15 protein-coding genes are annotated in these 18189 nt (G+C 70.2%); 9 read left to right on the top strand and 6 right to left on the bottom strand.

Features of this window, described 5'->3' with window-relative positions; all coding sequences use genetic code 11:
- A complete protein-coding gene (locus tag K318_RS0117610) occupies positions 1-906 on the bottom strand; it encodes a LysR family transcriptional regulator (RefSeq protein ID WP_029090451.1) in 906 nt (301 codons plus the stop codon).
- Between the two features lie 236 nt (positions 907-1142).
- Between K318_RS0117610 and K318_RS23045 the strand changes: the two genes are divergently transcribed.
- From K318_RS23045 to K318_RS23035, 6 genes are all read left to right on the top strand, one after another.
- Positions 1143-2261 carry a PrpF domain-containing protein gene (locus K318_RS23045; RefSeq protein ID WP_035282251.1) on the top strand — a complete coding sequence of 373 codons (1119 nt, stop codon included), beginning with the start codon at positions 1143-1145 and terminating at the stop codon, positions 2259-2261.
- Positions 2258-3355: a Bug family tripartite tricarboxylate transporter substrate binding protein gene (locus tag K318_RS23040; protein WP_051298179.1), complete on the top strand. Its 1098-nt coding sequence runs from the start codon at positions 2258-2260 to the stop codon at positions 3353-3355. The genes K318_RS23045 and K318_RS23040 overlap by 4 nt, the downstream gene beginning before the upstream one ends.
- Positions 3356-3444: 89 nt before the next feature.
- Entirely contained in the window at positions 3445-5409 is a 1965-nt protein-coding gene (locus tag K318_RS0117595) for a tripartite tricarboxylate transporter permease (RefSeq protein WP_029090450.1), read from the top strand.
- 551 nt (positions 5410-5960) lie between these two features.
- On the top strand, positions 5961-6521 hold the full coding sequence (locus tag K318_RS0117590; protein WP_051298178.1) for a GNAT family N-acetyltransferase: 561 nt from the start codon (positions 5961-5963) through the stop codon (positions 6519-6521).
- A gap of 204 nt (positions 6522-6725) precedes the next feature.
- On the top strand, positions 6726-7475 hold the full coding sequence (locus K318_RS0117585; RefSeq protein WP_156914093.1) for a hypothetical protein: 750 nt from the start codon (positions 6726-6728) through the stop codon (positions 7473-7475).
- 169 nt (positions 7476-7644) lie between these two features.
- Positions 7645-8214, top strand: a complete 570-nt coding sequence (locus K318_RS23035) for a GNAT family N-acetyltransferase (RefSeq protein WP_245579938.1) — start codon at positions 7645-7647, stop codon at positions 8212-8214.
- A gap of 16 nt (positions 8215-8230) precedes the next feature.
- Here the strand turns inward: K318_RS23035 and K318_RS0117575 are convergent, their stop codons facing one another.
- Entirely contained in the window at positions 8231-9460 is a 1230-nt protein-coding gene (locus tag K318_RS0117575; protein WP_029090447.1) for a DUF3137 domain-containing protein, read from the bottom strand.
- Positions 9457-10035 carry a LemA family protein gene (locus K318_RS23030; protein WP_051298177.1) on the bottom strand — a complete coding sequence of 193 codons (579 nt, stop codon included), beginning with the start codon at positions 10033-10035 and terminating at the stop codon, positions 9457-9459. The genes K318_RS0117575 and K318_RS23030 overlap by 4 nt, the downstream gene beginning before the upstream one ends.
- 200 nt (positions 10036-10235) lie before the next feature.
- On the opposite strand from K318_RS23030, the gene K318_RS0117565 reads away from it, so the two are divergent.
- On the top strand, positions 10236-12176 hold the full coding sequence (locus K318_RS0117565; protein WP_029090446.1) for a potassium transporter Kup: 1941 nt from the start codon (positions 10236-10238) through the stop codon (positions 12174-12176).
- Positions 12177-12192: 16 nt separating this feature from the next.
- On the opposite strand, the gene K318_RS0117560 is transcribed toward K318_RS0117565, so the two are convergent.
- Positions 12193-13248, bottom strand: a complete 1056-nt coding sequence (locus K318_RS0117560) for an Rv2578c family radical SAM protein (RefSeq protein WP_029090445.1) — start codon at positions 13246-13248, stop codon at positions 12193-12195.
- A 201-nt stretch (positions 13249-13449) separates the two neighbouring features.
- On the opposite strand from K318_RS0117560, the gene K318_RS0117555 reads away from it, so the two are divergent.
- Both K318_RS0117555 and K318_RS0117550 read left to right on the top strand, forming a co-directional pair.
- Positions 13450-13869: a hypothetical protein gene (locus K318_RS0117555; RefSeq protein WP_029090444.1), complete on the top strand. Its 420-nt coding sequence runs from the start codon at positions 13450-13452 to the stop codon at positions 13867-13869.
- Positions 13870-13963: 94 nt separating this feature from the next.
- Positions 13964-14842, top strand: coding sequence for an NAD(P)H-binding protein (locus K318_RS0117550; RefSeq protein WP_029090443.1), 879 nt, complete (start codon positions 13964-13966; stop codon positions 14840-14842).
- Positions 14843-14997: 155 nt separating this feature from the next.
- Here the strand turns inward: K318_RS0117550 and K318_RS0117545 are convergent, their stop codons facing one another.
- The gene (locus K318_RS0117545) at positions 14998-16584 is read right to left on the bottom strand and encodes an AbgT family transporter (protein WP_029090442.1); all 1587 of its coding nucleotides are present in this window, start codon (positions 16582-16584) and stop codon (positions 14998-15000) included.
- A gap of 105 nt (positions 16585-16689) precedes the next feature.
- The gene (locus K318_RS0117540; protein WP_029090441.1) at positions 16690-18063 is read right to left on the bottom strand and encodes a M20 family metallopeptidase; all 1374 of its coding nucleotides are present in this window, start codon (positions 18061-18063) and stop codon (positions 16690-16692) included.
- Between the last annotated feature and the right edge of the window lie 126 nt (positions 18064-18189).

The raw sequence follows: 18189 nt of genomic DNA, 5'->3' as shown, positions 1-18189 counted from the left end.
CTACCGGGCACGGACGCTGTCGAGGAGGGCGGCGCGGAAGGCGACCTCCGCGGGCGAGTAGACCCGCTCCTCCCGCTGCCCCACCATGATCCGGCGCTCCGGCGCGCTTTCCCCCAGGCTGAGCACGCGGATACCCGGGTGGGTGAGGGTGACGGCGCTGCTGGGTGCGAGGGCCACCCCGATCCCCGCGCTCACCATCGCCTGCGCCTCCTGGTAGTCGTTGGCGTACATGGCGATGGAGGGGCGGAAGCCCGCTGCGGTCGCTGCCCGGTCCAGCACCTCGACCACGGGGTGCTCTTCCGCGCGCACCACCCAGGACTCGCGCGCGAGATCCTCCATCCGGACTTCGGCGGCGCCTGCCAGCGCGTGGTGCTGGGATGCGAGGACCACGAAGGGCTCCCGGAAGAGCTCCTCGATCCTGATCCCTTCCCTGTCGAACGGCCGCCACGGGTGGTCCCACAGGAGTGCCAGGTGCGTGAAGCCGCGTTCGAGGTCCGTGACCAGCTGATCGATGCGGGTGCTGCGGATCGACAGGGAGACCGCGGGGTACTGGGAGGTGAAACGCTCGATCACGAGGGGCAGGAAGGACGAGGCGACGGACGGGAACGCCCCGATCACCAGGGAGCCCCGCTTGCCCGCCGTGAGGTCGTCGAGATCGGACTGCGCGGCATCCATCTGCCGCAGGATCTTCCGCGCGTGGGCGGCCATGACCATCCCGGCCTCCGTGGGCACCACGCCGCGCGGCCGCCTGCGCAGGAGCGGCTGGCCCACCTCCTGCTCCAGCCGGCGCAGCTGCTGCGAGACGGCGGAAGGCGTGTAGGCGAGGAGGTCTGCGGCGGCCGTGATCGATCCCGTCTCGACCGTCCGCACGAAGACCTCCAGTCTTTTCGAGTCGAAGGTGACCATGCCTTCAGCCTAGCTGCACATGCGTGTTCTGCGTGTGCCATCGGATCAGAGCCCGTCACCCGCGTGAAGCTGCGGGACATGGCGGGCTTCTCTGTGTCCCTTGGAGCCTCTGTCTTCTCAGTGCCTCTCCATGACATAAGAACTGCTTCACAATACTGAACATCATTCACATTGTGCTTAAGGTCGAATCCGCTCACGATGAGTTCACATTCGTACTCGGTGAGAGGAGCCGCAGCGTGAGGGTGAGCGCGAGATGGATGCGAGGGGGCACCAGCAAGTGCTGGGTCTTCGACGCCGCAGATCTGGATGAGACAGGCTTCAGTGCGGATGCGGCCCTGCCTAGAATCTTCGGGAGCCCCGATCTCCGTCAGTTGGACGGTGTGGGAGGGGCGACCTCGACGACGAGCAAGGCGCTCATCGTGGAGCGCGGCGACGGGTCCGATATCGACGTGAGCTACACATTTGCTCAAGTCGGGATCGAGGAGGCGAAAGTGGACTGGGGCAGCAACTGCGGCAACTGCTCGGCCGCCGTGGGCCTCTTCGCGCTCGAGAGCGGCTGGGTCCCCCTGCGTCCCGGCGCCACTGAGGTGCGCACGTACAACACCAACACCGGTCAGGTCATCATCCAGACGATCCCCACCCCGGGTGCCCGGCTGCCCGATGATCCGCAGGAGCTGATCCCCGGCACGGTCTTCACCGGCCACGGGGTCGAACTGGGGTTCGTCTCACCGGAGGGGAAGACGACGGGCGTGCTGCTGCCGACAGGGGCACCGGTCTCGGAGTTCGCCGTGGCAGAGGGCCGCACGGTGAGGGCGAGCCTCGTCGATGCGGGCGCACCACTTGTCATGGTCGACGCCGAGAGCTTCGGCCTGGCGCCGCAGGACTACGCGGTGTGGGCGGGCCTGGTCTCGGAGCGGCTCTCCGAGCTCGACGGGATCCGCCGCGCGGCCGCCGTCCGGATGGGGCTCGCAGAGACGCCCGAGGCTGCCGAGCGCGCGATCCCCAAGGTGGGCGTGGTGAGCGGCAGTCCGGACGGCGAGGCGGACCTGCAGGTGCTCATGCTGTCGATGGGCCGCCCGCACCCCGCCATGCCGATCACCGGGAGCGTGGGCGTGACGGTCGCGGCGCGAACCCCCGGCACGACGGTCGCGGAATCCCTCGGCGGGGTCGTGGGCGAGGAGCTGCGCATCCGGATCCCGGTGGGGGTGCTGTCGACATTCACCGCGGACCGCCCGGAGGGGCGCGCCGTGGGTGTGCGCCGGACCGCCCGGACTCTGGCCGAGGCCCAGCTCCTCGTCCCGGACGGCCATCTCGAGCGCGCCGCCGAGGCGATGTCGGCGGGAGCGGCGTCATGAGCGTGAGAATCTCCAGGCGGACCCTGCTGAGCGGGGGAGCCCTCGCGGCACTGGCGGGCATGACCGGGTGCGCTCCGGAGCAGACGGGCTACCAGCCCTCCGGCGAGGGGATCGTGGACGTCGTGGTCCCCTACGGCTCCGGCGGCACGGACACATGGGCCCGCTTCATCACCCCGCACTTCGCGGAGCGCCAGCCGGGCGTGGACCGCTATCAGATCGAGAACGTGCCGGGCGGCGAGTCCATCACCGGCACCAACGCCTTCGTGCGCGATGGTGTGACGGACGGCCGGCAGACGCTCGTGGCCTCGGCGACCACCTACTTCCAGAGCATCCTGGGACAGCGTTCGGTCGAGTTCGACTTCCTCGAGATGGAGCCGCTCGCGCTCAACGGCACTGGCGCCGTCCTGTGGACGAGTGCGGAGACGGGCATCCGCTCCATCGAGGATCTCGTCGACAACGCGGAGCAGTACCGGTACGGGGGCATGTCCGCCTCGGGCCTCGACTTCATCCCGCTGCTCGCACTGGAGGCCCTGGGCGCGAACTTCCGCGGCGTGTTCGGCATGGAGGGCCGCGGCCCCACCCGGCTGGCGGTGCAGCGCGGGGAATCCAATCTGGACTTCCAGACCACCTCCTCGTATCTCAGCCAGGTGCAGCCGATGGTCGAGGCAGGCGATGCGGTGGCGCTGTTCTCGGTGGGCAGTCTGGTCGACGGTGAAATCGTCCGCGACCCCAATGTGCCCGACATCCCCACGTTCACGGAGGTGTTCGAGGGGCTGCCCGGCCGTTCCGAGCACCACCGCCTCGCCTATGAGGCGTTCCGCTCGTTCTCGGTGCCCGGCTTCTTCTATCAGAAGGGACTGTGGGCGAACGCGGGAACCGAGCCCGGCGTCATCGAGGGATACGCGCGAATGGTCGACGAGCTCAACGGCGATGAAGAGTTCATGGAGAGGGCGAAGGACGCGCTCGGGGGCTATGAACTCGTCGCCGGCTCCGAGGCCCGGGAGGCATTCAGGGACGCCCTGCAGATGGATCCCGAGGTCCTCGCCTTCGCCAAGCGCCTGCTGACGGACAAGTACGACGTCGTACTCGACTGAACAGCACCTGATCGAATCACACGGTGCCGCACCGGTTCGCAGGCGAGCGGCCGGCACCGGATCCCTTCACCTGACTTGAGGAAACAAAGATGTTCGAAGCTGCTGGCGAGGCCCTCCTGGCCTTCGCCGATCCCGCCATGCTCCTGTACCTGGCCGTGGGGACCCTGGTCGGGATCGTCATCGGCGTGATCCCCGGCCTCGGAGGCACCGGCGCGGTGGCCGTGCTCCTCCCGTTCGTGTTCGTGCTGGAGCCCAACCAGGCCATCGCCATGATCATCGGCGCTGTCGCGGTGGTGCACACCTCCGATGTCATCACCTCGGTGATCCTGGGCATACCCGGTTCCGCCGCCGCCTCGGTGTTCCTGCTCGACGGCCACGAGATGGCGAAGAAGGGGCAGGGCGGCAGGGCGCTGTCCGCCAGTTTCATCGCCTCGACGATCGGCGGACTGATCGGCATCGTCGCGCTCACGCTCGTGGTGCCGATCGCCTCACCCATCGTCACCTCCTTCGGCTCACCGGAGATCTTCGCGCTCATCGTCATGGGCGTGTTCCTCACGGCGATGCTCTCGAAGGGCAACATCGTCAAGGGCCTCATGATCTCCGCCTTCGGTCTGGCCCTGGGGCTGGTGGGGGTCTCCCCGGTTTCCGCGGAGTACCGCTACACCTTCGGCTCGGAGTTCCTCACGGACGGGATCGGGCTCGTCGCCGCGGCACTCGGGATCTTCGGACTCGCGGAGATCATCGACCTGGTGGCGAAGAAGAGCGCGGTCTCGGATGCGAAGATCAGCCTCGGCGGGGGCTGGGGCGCAGGTATGCGCGACATCGTGAAGCACAGATGGGACGTGCTGCGCGGCTCCGCCGTGGGCGTGGGCGTGGGCATCCTGCCGGGCGTGGGCTCGACCGCGGGCTCCTGGCTGTCCTATGGGCAGGCTCAGGCCTTCGCCAGCCGGCGCACGGACAACCGGTTCGGCAAGGGCGATCCCCGCGGCGTGATCGCTCCGTCCGCCGCCAGCAACGGCATCGAATCCGGTGCGCTCATCCCCACCCTGCTGTTCGGCGTGCCCGGAGCGGCACCCTTCGCTCTCCTGCTGGGCGTGCTCCTGATCTTCGGCGTGCAGCCCGGCCCCACCCTCATCACCAACGACCTCGGCCTCGTCTACGTGATCGTGTGGTCCTTCGCGATCGCCAGCGTGTTGGGTGCGATCCTCGCATTCTTCCTGGCTCGCCCCCTGGCACGGCTGAGCTATGTCCCCTTCCCGGTACTCGCCGCCGCGCTCATCCCGATCCTGTTCATGAGCGGATTCCAGGAGCCGCTCAACCTCAACGTCTTCTACCTCATGCTGCTCCTGGGGGTCGTGGGCTGGGTCTGCAAGATCGTGAACATCCCGCGCGCGCCCTTCCTCATCGCGTTCGTGCTGGCAGAGCCGCTGGAGCGCTACTACTTCCTCACGGTGAACGCGTTCCCCGTGACGGAGTGGGCCACACGCCCGTTCGTGCTGGTCGTCCTGCTCATCCTCGTCGGGGCCATCGTGGTGCCGATCGTGCGCAGGGCGCGGCGGCGGACCACGGAGGAGGAGGCCGAGGTCCAGTTCTCGGAGAAGTCCGATATGCCGGTCCCCATGTTCGTGGAGATGGGCGTCTCACTGCTGGCCCTGCTCTTCTTCATCGTGGCGATCGTGCTGTCCGCGGGCTTCTCCGAGAGTGGGCGGCTGTTCCCGGTCGCCGTGGGCTCCGCCGGTGTGGTGCTGGCCTTCATCAGCCTGGGACGCGACTGGTTCCGGACACGGGCGAACGGGCTGGGCCGGTTCGACGATGTGTGGATCGCACGCCTGCGGGTGGTGGGGCTGTCGCTGGCATGGGTGCTCGGCTTCATCTGGCTGGTGTTCGTCCTCGGGATGCTCGCAGGCTCCGGGGTCTTCACCTTCGTCTTCCTCCTTGTTGCGGCACGGAAGAAGCTGCTGTTCACGGTGATCTACACCGCGTGCACGGTGGGCGTGATGTACGGGCTCATGGAGTTCGCACAGCTCGTGCCGCCCAGCGGCTACCTGTTCTGAGGCGGGCGGGGCCCGGCACAGATCGGTGCAACCGAAGCGCGGCCGGTTGCGACTCACGGGTGAGAGCGACAGGTCCGGAGGGAAGAGGACCGCATCGCAGCCGGAACAGATCGGGCTGCGATGCGGGACTCGCCCCACCGTCTGCCGATCCGCGCATCGACCCCGGCACGCTCGCGCAGCTGGCACAGCATCGTTCGGACCTGCGGCCGGCGATCCTCCTGGCCATCGGCGTGTCCGCCGCGGCGATCCTGATGAGACGGCGCGGGCTGCAGATCGCGGTGGGAGCGGCCGGCCTCGCCCGAGCAGGGCTGATCTGCGGGCATCGCGTCCCCTGCCTCCGGAACACCGTGCTGCGGCGTGCGGAGCCGGAGGTTCGATGCGGCATGCCGGAGGTTCGGCGTGATGCCGGAGGTTCAATGTCATCCTGCCGCGCGGACGAGCGCTCCTGACAGCTATGCGGTCTCCGGCTCTGCCCGTCCGTGAGATGCTGTGCTCCTGACCAGCTCCTTCGGTAAAATCCTTCCCTCTCGTCCACGGAAAGAGCGCCCGCAATGCTTTCCACTCCCATCGTCCCGCTCGCGGAGGCACACCTCGATGCGGCGGCGGCCACCCTCGCCGCCGCCTTCGACGACTACGCCTGGACGCGCTGGGTGGTGCCGGAGGAGAACTACGAGGCCCGCCTCGGCGAACTGCAGCGTCTGTACCTTGCGCATGCCCGGCAGCACGGGATCGCGCTGTGCTCAGAAGGCGCGGCCGGGGTGATCGCGCTGCTGCCGTCGGACGCGCCTCCACCCGCCGAGGCCGTCCTCGCACGGATCGCCGAGCTCCACGGTGAGCGCCTGGACCGCCTCGGTGAGCGCGGACCCGCGGCAGGGGACTGGACCCTGGAGACCGTGGGAGTCGATCCGGGAGTGCGGGGCCGGGGCCTCGGCGGACGGCTCGTGGAGGCGGGGCTTGAAGCGGTGCGCGCCCGCGGGTGCGGGTCCGTGGTCCTGGAGACCTCGGACGAGCGCAATGTGGCCCTTTACCGCCGCCACGGGTTCGACGTCACCTCTCACATCGTCTCGGCCACAGGTCCCGAGGTCTGGACGATGCGGCGGGATCTGAGGTGAGCGGAGCGGGGTCGTCGATGAGGGGGCGCTTCCTGCCCGCCGTCGAACTCGTCGTCTTCGCGGTCTCGGTCTGCGTGCATTCCGGCATCGTGAACGTCCTGTGGAGCACCGTGATAGCGGGAACCCCCCCCAGGCGCAGCACGGGTGGGTCTGGCCGGGTGCCTCAGCGCTGTGCTCGCGGGGGCTGCGGGGTACAGGCTGCTCGTGCGCTCACGTGTCCCGGGACGCACGGGTCCCATTCTCGGGGGCATCTTCGCAGCGGTGCTGGTGTGCAGCGGGCTCGGCTCCCTCCCTGTGCTGAGCTCCGGAATCGCCGAGGCGCCTGCTCTGGTCCCGCTGCTCCTCGCCGCCCAGGCGGCCGCCGTCGCGGTGCCCGCCCTGTTTCCACTCGTCGCCGCGGCGTTCGTGCTCCAACCGGCGGCCGGAAGCCGCGGCAACAGAGGTGCGCACCTGTTCCTGGCGTTCCTGGTGGTCGCCGCCGTTGCGGTGGTGGGGAGCCGTGCGTGGTGGGAGGCAGCCCTGTGGCGCGGTCCCGGAGACGAACCTGCACCCGCTCTGCCCGCTCTCGCCTCCGATGCTGCTGTGCTCGCCGCCCTTCTGTGTGCGCTCATCGCCGCGGCGCTGTCCTGGTCGATGTCCGACGGCAGCGGGGTGCGGCGTGAGGGCCCGGATGCGGAGACGACCTCGGCATCGCCGTTCCGCCGCGCGGTGATGTTCGCCTACCTGTGGGCGACGATGGCGCTCATGCAGGTGCTCGCCTTCGGGATCGCGTACCCGGACGGGTTGGGGATCGGAGGGACGCTCCTCGTGACAGCGCTCGTCTTCGTATGGCCGGTCTGTGCGGTCGCCGTGGTCCCGGTCGTCCTGGTGACTAGGCGGAGAAACCCCAGTGGTGCTGATCAGGGGCGTCGGACACGGAGTGCATGCTGGACGAGGACGAAGATCTCCGGGTGAGAGACCTTTTGCACCCCTGCCGGGCTGTCGTGCCGGCTCGGGCTGCCGCATCGCGCGTGCGTCCCGTCCCCTCGGTTCTGCGACGGTGCGGGTCGCTGGGCACCACACACACAGCGCGGTTCTGTTAACGTCACCGGTGCTCTGACCTGCGCTGGAAAGGAACTGCGCTGTGACTGCCGCCAACCCGCCCGTGCTCCGCTTCGCCTCCGTGAGTGCCGCCGACCCTCTCGCCGCTCCTCTGCTCGCGGACCTCGGCCGCGAGTACGACGAGCGGTACGCGGACATGCGCACCGAGGGGGCGGTCCGGGAGATCGACAGGTATCCGGCCGAGCTCTTCGCCCCGCCCTACGGTTGCTTCCTCCTCCTGCTGGAGGGGGAGACTCCGGTCTCCGGCGGCGCATTCATGCGCTTCGACGAGGAGACCGCTGAGCTCAAGCGCATCTGGACGAGCACGCGGCACCGCGGGCGGGGCCTCGGGCGCCGGGTGCTCGCGGAACTGGAGCGACGCGCCCGCGGCCTCGGCTACCGCCGCACCTACCTCACCACGGGGCCGCGCCAGCCTGAGGCGGTCGCCCTCTACCTGCGCAGCGGCTACACGCCGCTCTACGACACCGCGCTCCCGCCGGAGCAGATCGGCATGCACCCCTTCGAAAAGGTGCTCGCGGCAGAAACGGCAGACGCGGCGAGCTCAGCGGCCGCAGCCGGTGCGGCAGCCACGTCACCCGCGGCTGTCGCATGAGACCTGCCGCGCTGCCTCACCGCTTCGTCCAGATGCGGGTGTTGAGGTCGAAGTGCTCGGTGAGCGAGAGGAACAGCACGAGGTCGTCGTAGATCTCGCGCGCGGCGGCCTCGGCATCGGGGCTGCCGAAATCGGCGCTGAAGCGATTGGTCTTCGCCACGACGCCCACGTTCATCCGCGTACCGGTGAAGGAGACGGCGATGTGCGGCGAGTCCAGGCGCTGCACCAGTGTGCTGATCGCGTCCATGAGCTGCGGCGTGAGCAGGTACCGCGCCTCGGCCTGATCGCTCGTCCAGCCGTGGAAGAAGTCCGTGATCCGGGTGTCCTCCAGCCGCAGAGGCTCCAGCCCCAGCTCCGCCGCCCCCTCCGCGGACTGCCGGCGCAGAGCCTGCGGCTTCTCCGCCCGCGGCAGGAGGTACGTGCGCGAGGCGAACTCCTTGTGGAAGTCCGCGCTGAAGAACACAAGCGAGGCTCCCAGGGACGCGTTCATCCCCTGCAGCCCCTCACCGACCGGCTTCAGCGCCTTCGCAGCCTGCTTCCCCAGGACGGAGCTGCCGCCGCCACCGGGGCGGGACATCCGATGCCCGCGCAGCTCGCGGGCGGTGCGCTCCTCACCGGTGCGCCGCACCTCGCGGGAGAGCCGGCGCTCCTCCCGCGCCCATGCTCGCTCCCTGCGCGCCTCGCGCTCCTGCGCCTGCTCCCTGCTCTCCTCACTGACCGGGGGCTCCGAGAGCTCCCATTTGAGATCGCCGAGGAGGAACTCGGTCTCCCCGAACCGCCCGGCGATGAGGTCCTCCTGCGGGACCGAGGCATCGGCGATGAACCCCGCACCGCGCAGGACCTGCTGGGGGACTTCGCCGTCCGGCGCGTAGCTCGCGCTCAGCCGCGCACCGTCACGACTGCTCATCCCGGCGGTGAGCTGCTCGAACAGCGGTGTCACCACCTCGGCGGTGTGCCGCGCGGAGGCCTTCGCGAAGGTGCGCCACACGGCGAGCGCGGGCAGGCCCAGCAGCAGGAGGCCCGCGCCGATCGCACCCGCGACGATGAGGCCGTCGACGGACCCCAGCAGGAAGATCCCGCCGAGGATCAGCACGAGGCCCAGCATCATCGACAGCGTCAGCAGGCAGCCCAGCGGACTGTTCCTGCGCAGACTCGATGCCTGGCGCGAGATGTCCTCCGCGGGAGCCGCGACCTGTGCCCAGACCTGCTCGAACTCCGGCACGTCCACCCTGTGCAGCCCGCTCATCGGTCCAGGAATCCCTTCAGGTCGTACTGCTCGCGCTTGACGGCGTTGGTCAGCTCGAACAGCTCGTGATCGCGGAAGCCCAGTATCCCCGCGACGAGGACGGTGGGGAAGACCTGGCGGCGGGTGTTGTAGTCCGTGGCCGCGCTGTTGTAGACGCGGCGGGCTGCCTGCAGACGCTCCTCCGCCTCGTTGATCGTCCGCTGCAGGAGTTCGACGTTCTGCTGGGTCCGCATCTCCGGGTAGGCCTCGACCGCGGCGAGCAGGGCACCCTCCGCGCGCCCGAGCGCGCCGCTTAGCTCCGCCTTCTCCGCCACGCTCAGCTGCTCGATCCCACGGCCGGTGCGCAGCGCGGTCGCTCCCAGCACCATCTCCACCTCCTTCGAGACCGCGCCCGAGGCGGTCTCGGCCTGCGCCTTCACCTGATCGAAGCGGGTCTCGAGGGCCACGTCGATGCCCCTGAGGGCCTCGTGCGAGCGGTTGCGCGCGCGGACGAGGCGGTTGCGGACGGCGATGAGCCAGACGGCTGTGACGATGACGACGGCGCAGACGGCGGCGATGACGGCCCAGAGCGGCACGGGGAACCTCGCGGGGTCGGGGGCAGTGCGGCGCCGGTCCGGCAGTGCGACCTGCGGGGAGGCGCTGCCGGTTCGGCAAGGTGCCCTAAGCGTACGACACGGCCGTCGGGGGAGCAGGCCCGCGCGGCCCCGTGCGATCCCGGAAAGACCCTGCCACTTCGCAGGTTCCCGCCGCCCCGCGCGGGTGCACACTGAGTTCCATGTTCTCCTCAAGGAGCGCCGGGTCCGCGGCGGCGGTGGTCGGCAGCCTCGGCGTGGTCTTCGGCGACATCGGGACCAGCCCGCTCTACGCCCTGCACACCGCGTTCAGCATGGACCACAACGCCGTCCCCGTGACGCCCGAGAACGTGTACGGCACCATCTCGCTCGTGCTGTGGACCCTCACCCTCATCGTCACGGTCAAGTACGTGCTGCTGGTGACCCGCGCGGACAACGAGGGCCAGGGCGGCATTCTCGCACTCGTCGCTCTGCTGCGGCGGCGGATCACGGGCCGCCGCAGCCTCCTCGTCGTCACCGCGCTCGGCATGGTGGGCGCCGCGCTCTTCTACGGCGATTCGCTCATCACCCCCGCCATCTCCGTCCTCAGCGCCGCCGAGGGCATGACGGTGCTCTCCCCGGGCCTCGCACCCCTCGTGGTCCCGGTCTCCGCGGCGATCCTCGCGCTGCTGTTCGCGGTGCAGCCCTTCGGCACGGGCGGGGTGGGCAGGGCCTTCGGCCCGATCATGCTGGGCTGGTTCCTCACCCTCGCGGCGTTGGGCGTGCCGCACGTCCTCGCCCACCCTCGGATCCTCGCGAGCCTGTCCCCGCACTGGGCGGTGGAGCTGCTCACCCGCCATCCCCTCGCCGCATTCGTGCTCCTCGGTGCCGTCGTCCTCACCGTCACCGGGGCCGAGGCGCTCTATGCCGACCTGGGTCACTTCGGCGCCCGCGCCGTCCGCCTGGCGTGGCTCACCGTCGCGATGCCGGGGCTCGCCCTCGTGTACCTCGGGCAGGGTGCGGCCGTCATCGCCGCGCCCGAGGCCGTCGCCAACCCGTTCTTCCACCTCGCTCCGCCCGCCCTCCGCGCGCCCCTGCTCATCCTCGCGGTCGTCGCCACCGTCATCGCCTCGCAGGCCGTGATCTCCGGAGCGTTCTCCGTGACCCGGCAGGCGATCCGGCTGGGACTGCTCCCGCGGCTCGCGGTGCGCCACACCTCGCGGCGGGAGGAGGGGCAGATCTACCTGCCGGCCGTGAACTGGACGCTCTTCGCCGGGGTCATGGCGCTGGTCCTGCTCTTCGCCTCCTCCACCCGGCTGGCCGAGGCCTACGGTCTCGCGGTCACGGGCACCTTCGTGCTGGAGTCGGCGATCTTCCTCGTGTTCGCAGGCGTCGTCTGGGGCTGGGGGCGGTGGCGGATCGCCGCGTACGTGTGTGCGGTGGGTCTGCTCGAGCTCCTGCTCTTCGCGGCGAACTCCGCCAAGCTCCTGGTGGGCGGCTGGCTGCCGCTCGTGATCGGCGGCGTCGTGCTCGTGCTCATGCTCACCTGGCGGCAGGGGTTCGAACGGGTCGCCGCGGAGCGCAGGCGCATCGAGGGGCCGCTGGCGCCCTTCGTCTGTGCACTCCCCGCTGATCCGGTCACCCGCGTGCCCGGAACCGCAGTGTTCCCACACCGCAGTGCGGACACCACCCCGCTGGCCATGATGCAGTGCGTGAGAAGCCTGCGCATGCTCCACGAGCGCGTCGTCATCGTGCGATTCGCGGATGCGAACGTGCCCCATGTTCCGGCGGACGAGAGGATCCGGGTCGAGGCATGCGCGGCTGGGATGGGAGGCGAGGCGGTCGAAGCGGTCGAGGCCGGCGCGGGCGGCGTGCCCGCCGGCGGGGTGGTGAAGGTGACGGTGTCGGTGGGCTTCACCGATGCCCCGGACGTCCCGCACAATCTGGCACTCGCCGCCGACCGCCTCGCCGCCCTCGGGATCGACCTCTCCGAGGCCCATTACTTCCTCTCGGTCCTGGCACTGCACCCGCGGGGCGCCCACCGGCTCCGGAACTGGCGGAAGACGCTGTTCCTCGCGATGGAGAAGAACCAGGCCGACCGCACCGAGGCCTTCCGCCTGCCGCCGGACAGGACCATCGTGCTGGGCTCCGAAATGCTGATCTGAGGCCGGCGAGGGCGGTTCAGAACAGCGTGGGCACGAGCGGTTCCAGCGCGGGGACGCCCGCGCCGTGGGCCCGGTTCTCCCGTGCCGCGCGCTGCCGGGCGAAGCGGCGGGCCTCGGGGGTGTCGTCATCGGCCTTGGCGCTCAGCCCGTGTTTCTTCAGCAGCGGCCGCATCCGCTCGTCCAGCCATTCCCGGTAGCGGGCCGAGGCGTAGGACGAGCCCCCGTACATCCTCCGGTACCGCTCCAGCAGCTCCGGGTGCTCGCGTTCGATCCACTCGAGGAACCACTCCCGGGTCCCGGGCCGGAGGTGGAGCGCGCCGTAGACCACGCGGGAAGCGCCCGCCTCCCGGATGGAACCGAGCGCCAGATCGAGCTGCTCGCGCGAGTCCGTGAGCTTGGGCATCACCGGCATGAGGAAGACCGTGACCCGGAAGCCCAGGTCGGCGGCGGCGCGCACCGTCGCAAGCCGCGCCGCGGTGCGGGGAGTGCCCGGTTCCACGGCCTGCTGCAGTGCGTCGTCGAACACCGCGATCGACATCGCGAGATCCACCTCCACCTGCTCCGCGGCCTCTGCGAGCAGCGGCAGGTCGCGGCGCAGCAGTGTGCCCTTCGTCAGCACGGAGAACGGGGTCCCGCTGTCCGCGAGGGCGGAGATGATGCCGGGCATGAGCCGATAGTGGCCCTCCGCCCGCTGGTAGGGATCAGTGTTCGTGCCCAGGGCGACGTGCTCGCGGGACCAGCGGGAGCGCGCGAGTTCGGCGCTGAGCACATCGGCGGCGTTCACCTTGACCACCACCTGCCGGTCGAAGTCCAGGCCCGCGTCCATGTCCAGATAGGTGTGCGAGTTGCGGGCGAAGCAGTACACGCAGGCGTGGGAGCAGCCGCGGTAGGGGTTCACCGTCCAGCGGAACGGCATGGAGCTGGCCGGGGGCACCCGGTTGAGCGCGGACTTCGCCAGCACCTCGTGGAAGGTCATCCCCGCGAATTCGGGTGTGCGGACGCTGCGGACGAGCCCCTGCAGCCCGAACAGCTTGGCACCGGGCTTCTCCACCTCTGCGCCGCTCCACCTCATGCGCACAGTCGAACACACGTTCTATATCTTCGTCAAGAGTGGAACCTTCCCCGGTGGTTGGCGGCCGTGGATGTGACCTGAAAGTCATCCTTCGCAATGTGCTCCCGCGGGCGTGCGAGCCTTCGATAGGGTGGCTCCGCTTCCGCACGCGCAGGGCTCACCGGCCCGCCGCCGTGCCATCCGCACACCGAAAGGCTCACCATGTCGCGTTCGCTCACCACTGCGATCCTCCGAGGCGCCAGCGGCGTCACCATCCTCAATGCCGGCGTCGACAAGCTCGGGCTCAGCGAGTCCAGCGCGGCATACCTGCAGTCGATGGCGGCCAAGGGATTCCCCGCGCTGGAGAAGCTGGACGCTGAGCAGTTCGGAAAGCTGCTCGCCGCCGCCGAGGTGGCCGTGGGCGCGACCCTGCTCGCACCGTTCATCCCGACCCGGCTCGCGGGCCTGGCGCTGGGCGGCTTCAGCGCCGGCATGCTCACGATGTACTTCCGGACCGAGGAGTTCACGAAGAGCGACCGCCTGCGCCCCAAGGGCGAAGGGGTCGCGGTCTCGCACAACGTCTGGCTCGCCGCCATCGCCGCCGTGCTGATCATCAAGGGAGGATCCCCGCGCGGCAGGTGAGCGGCGCAGTCGGCGGTCCGGGATGCGGGCGGGGGCGTCTCTGTCCGCGTCCGCACCCGTGACTCCCGCTCATGCGTCCCCGTAGCGTGGCCGCATGAGGATCACAGTGCTCGGTGCGACGGGGATGATCGGCAGCAGGATCGCGAGCGCGCTCGAGGACTCCGGTCACGAGGTGGTGCGGGCCAGCCGGAGCACGGGGGTGGACGCGCTGTCAGGCACGGGACTCGAGGCGGCCCTGCGGGGCGCTGATGCCGCCGTGGATGCGCTCAACCTCGAGACGATGTCCGTCCGGAAGGCCGTGGACTTCTTCGCAGGCAGTGCCCAGAACATCGTGAATGCGATGCGGCGGGCCGGTGTGCCCAGGCTGATCTGCGTCTCCATCGCAGGCGCCGCGGACCCGGCGGTTCACCGGCGTTTCGGCTACTACCGGGGCAAGGCCGTGCAGGAGGAGGTGTACCGTCGCGCTGGTGCGGCTGGTGCGGCTGGTGCGGCTGGTGCGGCTGGTGCGGCTGGTGCGGCTGGTGCGGCTGGTGCGGGCGGCGTCTCGCAGGCGGGGGCGGGTCCCGAGGTGGTGCTCGTCCGCTCCACGCAGTGGTACGAGCTCATCGACGATCTCGTGGGGCGAGCCAGTCTGGGACCCGTCGCCGTCGTCCCGACCATGCGCATCGCCGCTCTGCCCGTCGACAGCGCGGCGGAGTTCACCGCGGCGCTCGTGCGCGGCGATCGGGCCCCCGGTGCCGGGAACGGGCAGGAGTCCGGCGGAGTGGGCATCGCGGCGATCCGCGGACCCGAGGTCTCGACCGTGCGCGCGGCGGCCCGGCGCATCCGCGGCGTGCGCGGCTCCGTGGGCGGCCGGCGGGTGCTCCTCATGGGCGAGCTGCCGTACCTCGGGCCCGCGATCGCCCGAGGCGGCCTCGTCCCCATCGACGCCGAGATCGACTCCGTCACGCTCGACGACTGGCTCGCCCGCTAGTCCCTCGCGCCTCACGGTATGGCACTTTCTGACGGTGCGGGCAGGTGGGTGCCTGCCTGCACCGTCAGAAAGTGCCATGGGACGCCGAGGCCGCGCCGCCGAGGCCGCGCCGCCGAGGCTGTCAGCGACGAGGCCGCGAGCCGCCACGCGCCGGCTCAGCCCAGGAAGAAGTCCTGCCCCGGGCCCAGCGGCAGCCCGGCGAAGTAGAACACCGCGAGGATGCCGGTCCACACGAGCCAGAACGGGATGACGAACGGCAGCATGCGGGCGATGAGGGAGCCGAGGCCGGCCTCGGGCTCGTACTTTCTGAGCAGTCCCAGCAGCACCACCATGTAGGGGTTCATGGGTGTGATGACCTGGGTGGCGGAATCGCCCACGCGGAAGGCGGCCTGCGTGGCGGCGGGCTCGTAGCCGAGGATCGCGAACATGGGGACGAACACGGCGGCCATGATCGTCCACATGCCGGAGCCGGAGATGATGAACAGGTTGAGGAAGCTCGCGAGGACGATGAAGCCCACGAGCGCCGGGAAGCCGGTGAGGCCGATCCCCTCGAGGCCGTTCGCTCCCGTGACCGCGATCCACGAGCCGATGCCGGACCAGTTGAACAGTGCGATGAACTGGCCCAGGATGAACGCCAGCACGATGAACGGCATCATCTCCTGGAGCGCATCGCCCATCATCCGCACGACGTCCTTGGTGGAGCGCAGCGTGCCCACGACCATGCCGTACGCGATGCCGACGACCACGAAGTACGCGAAGACGATGAACACGATGGAGCTCAGCAGCGGGGACTGGGGGAGGAAGCCGCCCTCCTCGTTGCGCCACGGCGAGTTCGGGATCAGGGTCGCGAAGAGGATGAGGCCGGTGAGCACCACGGCGCTGATGACGGCCATGAGGAGGCCCTTGTTCTCCTGCGGAGTGAGCTTGGCCCGCATGTGCTCGGCGTCGGTGCTGCCGGAGTCCTCGCCGTCCACGGCGACCTCGTCGACCGGCACGCCCTGGCGGACCATGCGCGGCTCGATCACGCGGTCGATGATGAAACCGGCCACGAGGCCCAGGATCAGCGAGGCGGTGATGTTGAACCACCAGTTGGAGACGGGGTTGACGACGGTGGCGTCGACGCCGGGCAGCGACTCCATGACCGAGTTCGTGATGCCGGCGAAGAGCGCGTCGAGGCTGGTGGGGAAGATGTTCGTCGAGTAGCCGGCGCCTGCGGCCGCGAAGCCGCCCAGCAGACCGGCGACGGGGTGGCGCCCGGCGGCCTTGAACACGAGAGCGGCCAGCGGCGGGATCACGACGAAGGCGGAGTCGGCCATGATCGAGGCGACGACGCCCACGAAGCCCACCACGTACGGCAGCATCCAGCGGGGCGAGGAGCCGAACATCTTGCGGACGCCTGCGGCGAGCATGCCGGAGTGCTGTGCGATGCCGATCGCGAGGAGGATGGGCATGACGGTGAGCAGCGGCGGGAAGCCGATGTAGTTCTGCCCGAGGTTCGTGGTCAGCCACGTGAGGCCCTCTGCGGTGAAGAGGCCCCTGATGACGGTGGGCTCCTCGCTCCCGGGCACCTCGACGACCACCCCGGCCCATTCCATCGCCGTGGAGACGATGCCGGTGAGGAGGAAGAGGAGGAGGAAGAGCATGAACGGTTCGGGCAGCCTGTTGCCGACCCGCTCGACGCCGTTGAGCAGTCTGTCCGTCCTGGTGAGCCGGACCTTGGGGTCCAGTGCGGTGTTGTCCATGGGATCTCCGTCGGAAGTGTCGTGGGGCGCGCGGCGGGCGGTGCCGTGCGCGGTGTGCCCGGCCCCGGGTGGGGCCTGGCACGGGGAAAGCGCCTCGGGGGCGGGTCAGTCGAAGTAGCGCTCGACGTCGATGGCGCCGCCCGCCGCCTCGAACTCCTCGGCGACGGCGCGGGCCAGATCGGGGTCGTGTGCGACGTCGAGGAGGGTCGCGGCGAGGCCGTAGGAGCCGTCCGCGGCGGCGGACTGCGCGAGCTCCGAGGTCGCGGCGGCGGCGAACTCGCGGGTGTGGAGGGCCACCTCGGCGTCGCTGATCCTGATGAGCGGATGGAGGCCGGGCAGGCGGTAGCTCACGTTGCCGAAGTCCGTCGAGGCGGCGAGCGTCTCCGAGACGACGCCGCGGGGCAGCGGATCGCGGCCGCGCCTGCGCTGGGCTTCGACCCAGCGGCCCGTGAGCGCCTCGTTGGTGCGCACGGGCAGGGAGGCCGGGTGCTCGTCCCAGTTCACGCTCACACCGCAGTCGGTCATGAGCGCCGCCCCCTGGGCGACGTTCTCGACGCGGCGCGAGAGGTCGCGGAGGGTCTCGGGGGCGGGGGAGCGGACGTACATCTCGACGCGCGCGTAGTCCGGGATGACGCTGGCGCGGTCGCCGCCGGAGGTGATGACGGCGTGGATGCGGTCCGTGGGCGGCACCTGCTGCCGGAGCACTCCCAGGCCCTGGTACATGAGCGAGGCCGCATCGAGGGCGTTGCGGCCCATGAAGGGCTGTGCCGAGGCGTGGGCTGTGTGCCCGTGGAACTCCACCGTGAGGGTGCGGCGGCCCAGCCAGAGCTGGTCGGCGAGGTCGTAGCCGTAGCCGTGGGCCATGACGGCGGCGTCGAGGCCGTCGAAGGCGCCGGCCCGCGCCATGATCTCCTTGCCGGTGTGGCCCTCCTCGGCCGGCGTGCCGAGGTAGACGATGCGGGCGGGGACCGCCGCCGGGTCCTCCGCGGCCAGCTTCGCCAGGCCGAGGAAGGCGCCGAGGCCCATCACCGCGATGACGTTGTGCCCGCAGCCGTGGCCGATGACCGGGAGGGCGTCGTACTCGGAGAGCACTGCGAGGGTGGGTGCGTCTCCGATCCCCGCCGGCGCGGGGATCTCCGCGCGGATGGCCGTCTCGAGGCCGTGGACGCCCAGCTCGGCCTCGATGCCGTGGCGGGCGAGGAGGTCCACGATGGCCCGGCTGGAGCGGTGCTCCTCGAATGCGGTCTCCGGGTGTGCGGCGAGGTCCAGCATGAGTGCGACCAGTTCCTCGCGGACGCTCTCGACATGGGCCTCGAGGCGGTCGCGCAGCTCGTCGCTCGCGCCGGCGAAGGCCGAGCCGGGGTGGCGCTCGGTCCCCAGCGCGGCGTCCGTGGCGGCCTGCAGCTGATCGGAGTAGTGCGTGGAGGGCGGGACGGCGGAGGTTGTGTCCCGCAGTGGTGCGGAAGATGCTTCTGGCATGGCGCACAGCCTATACAACCGGGTGTTTCGGGAGTGTGACGCGCAATCGTGCCCCAGGGCCCGCATATTCCGTTTCGCACCACGCCGTGGGAGGGTGCCGAACGGAATATGCGGGCCCTGAGGGCG

Origin of the sequence: Brevibacterium album DSM 18261, from assembly GCF_000426445.1 — a bacterium.
GTDB lineage: Bacteria > Actinomycetota > Actinomycetes > Actinomycetales > Brevibacteriaceae > Brevibacterium > Brevibacterium album.
The sequence above is the reverse complement of the archived record's forward strand: the minus strand, read 5'-3'. Positions and strand labels throughout refer to the sequence as shown.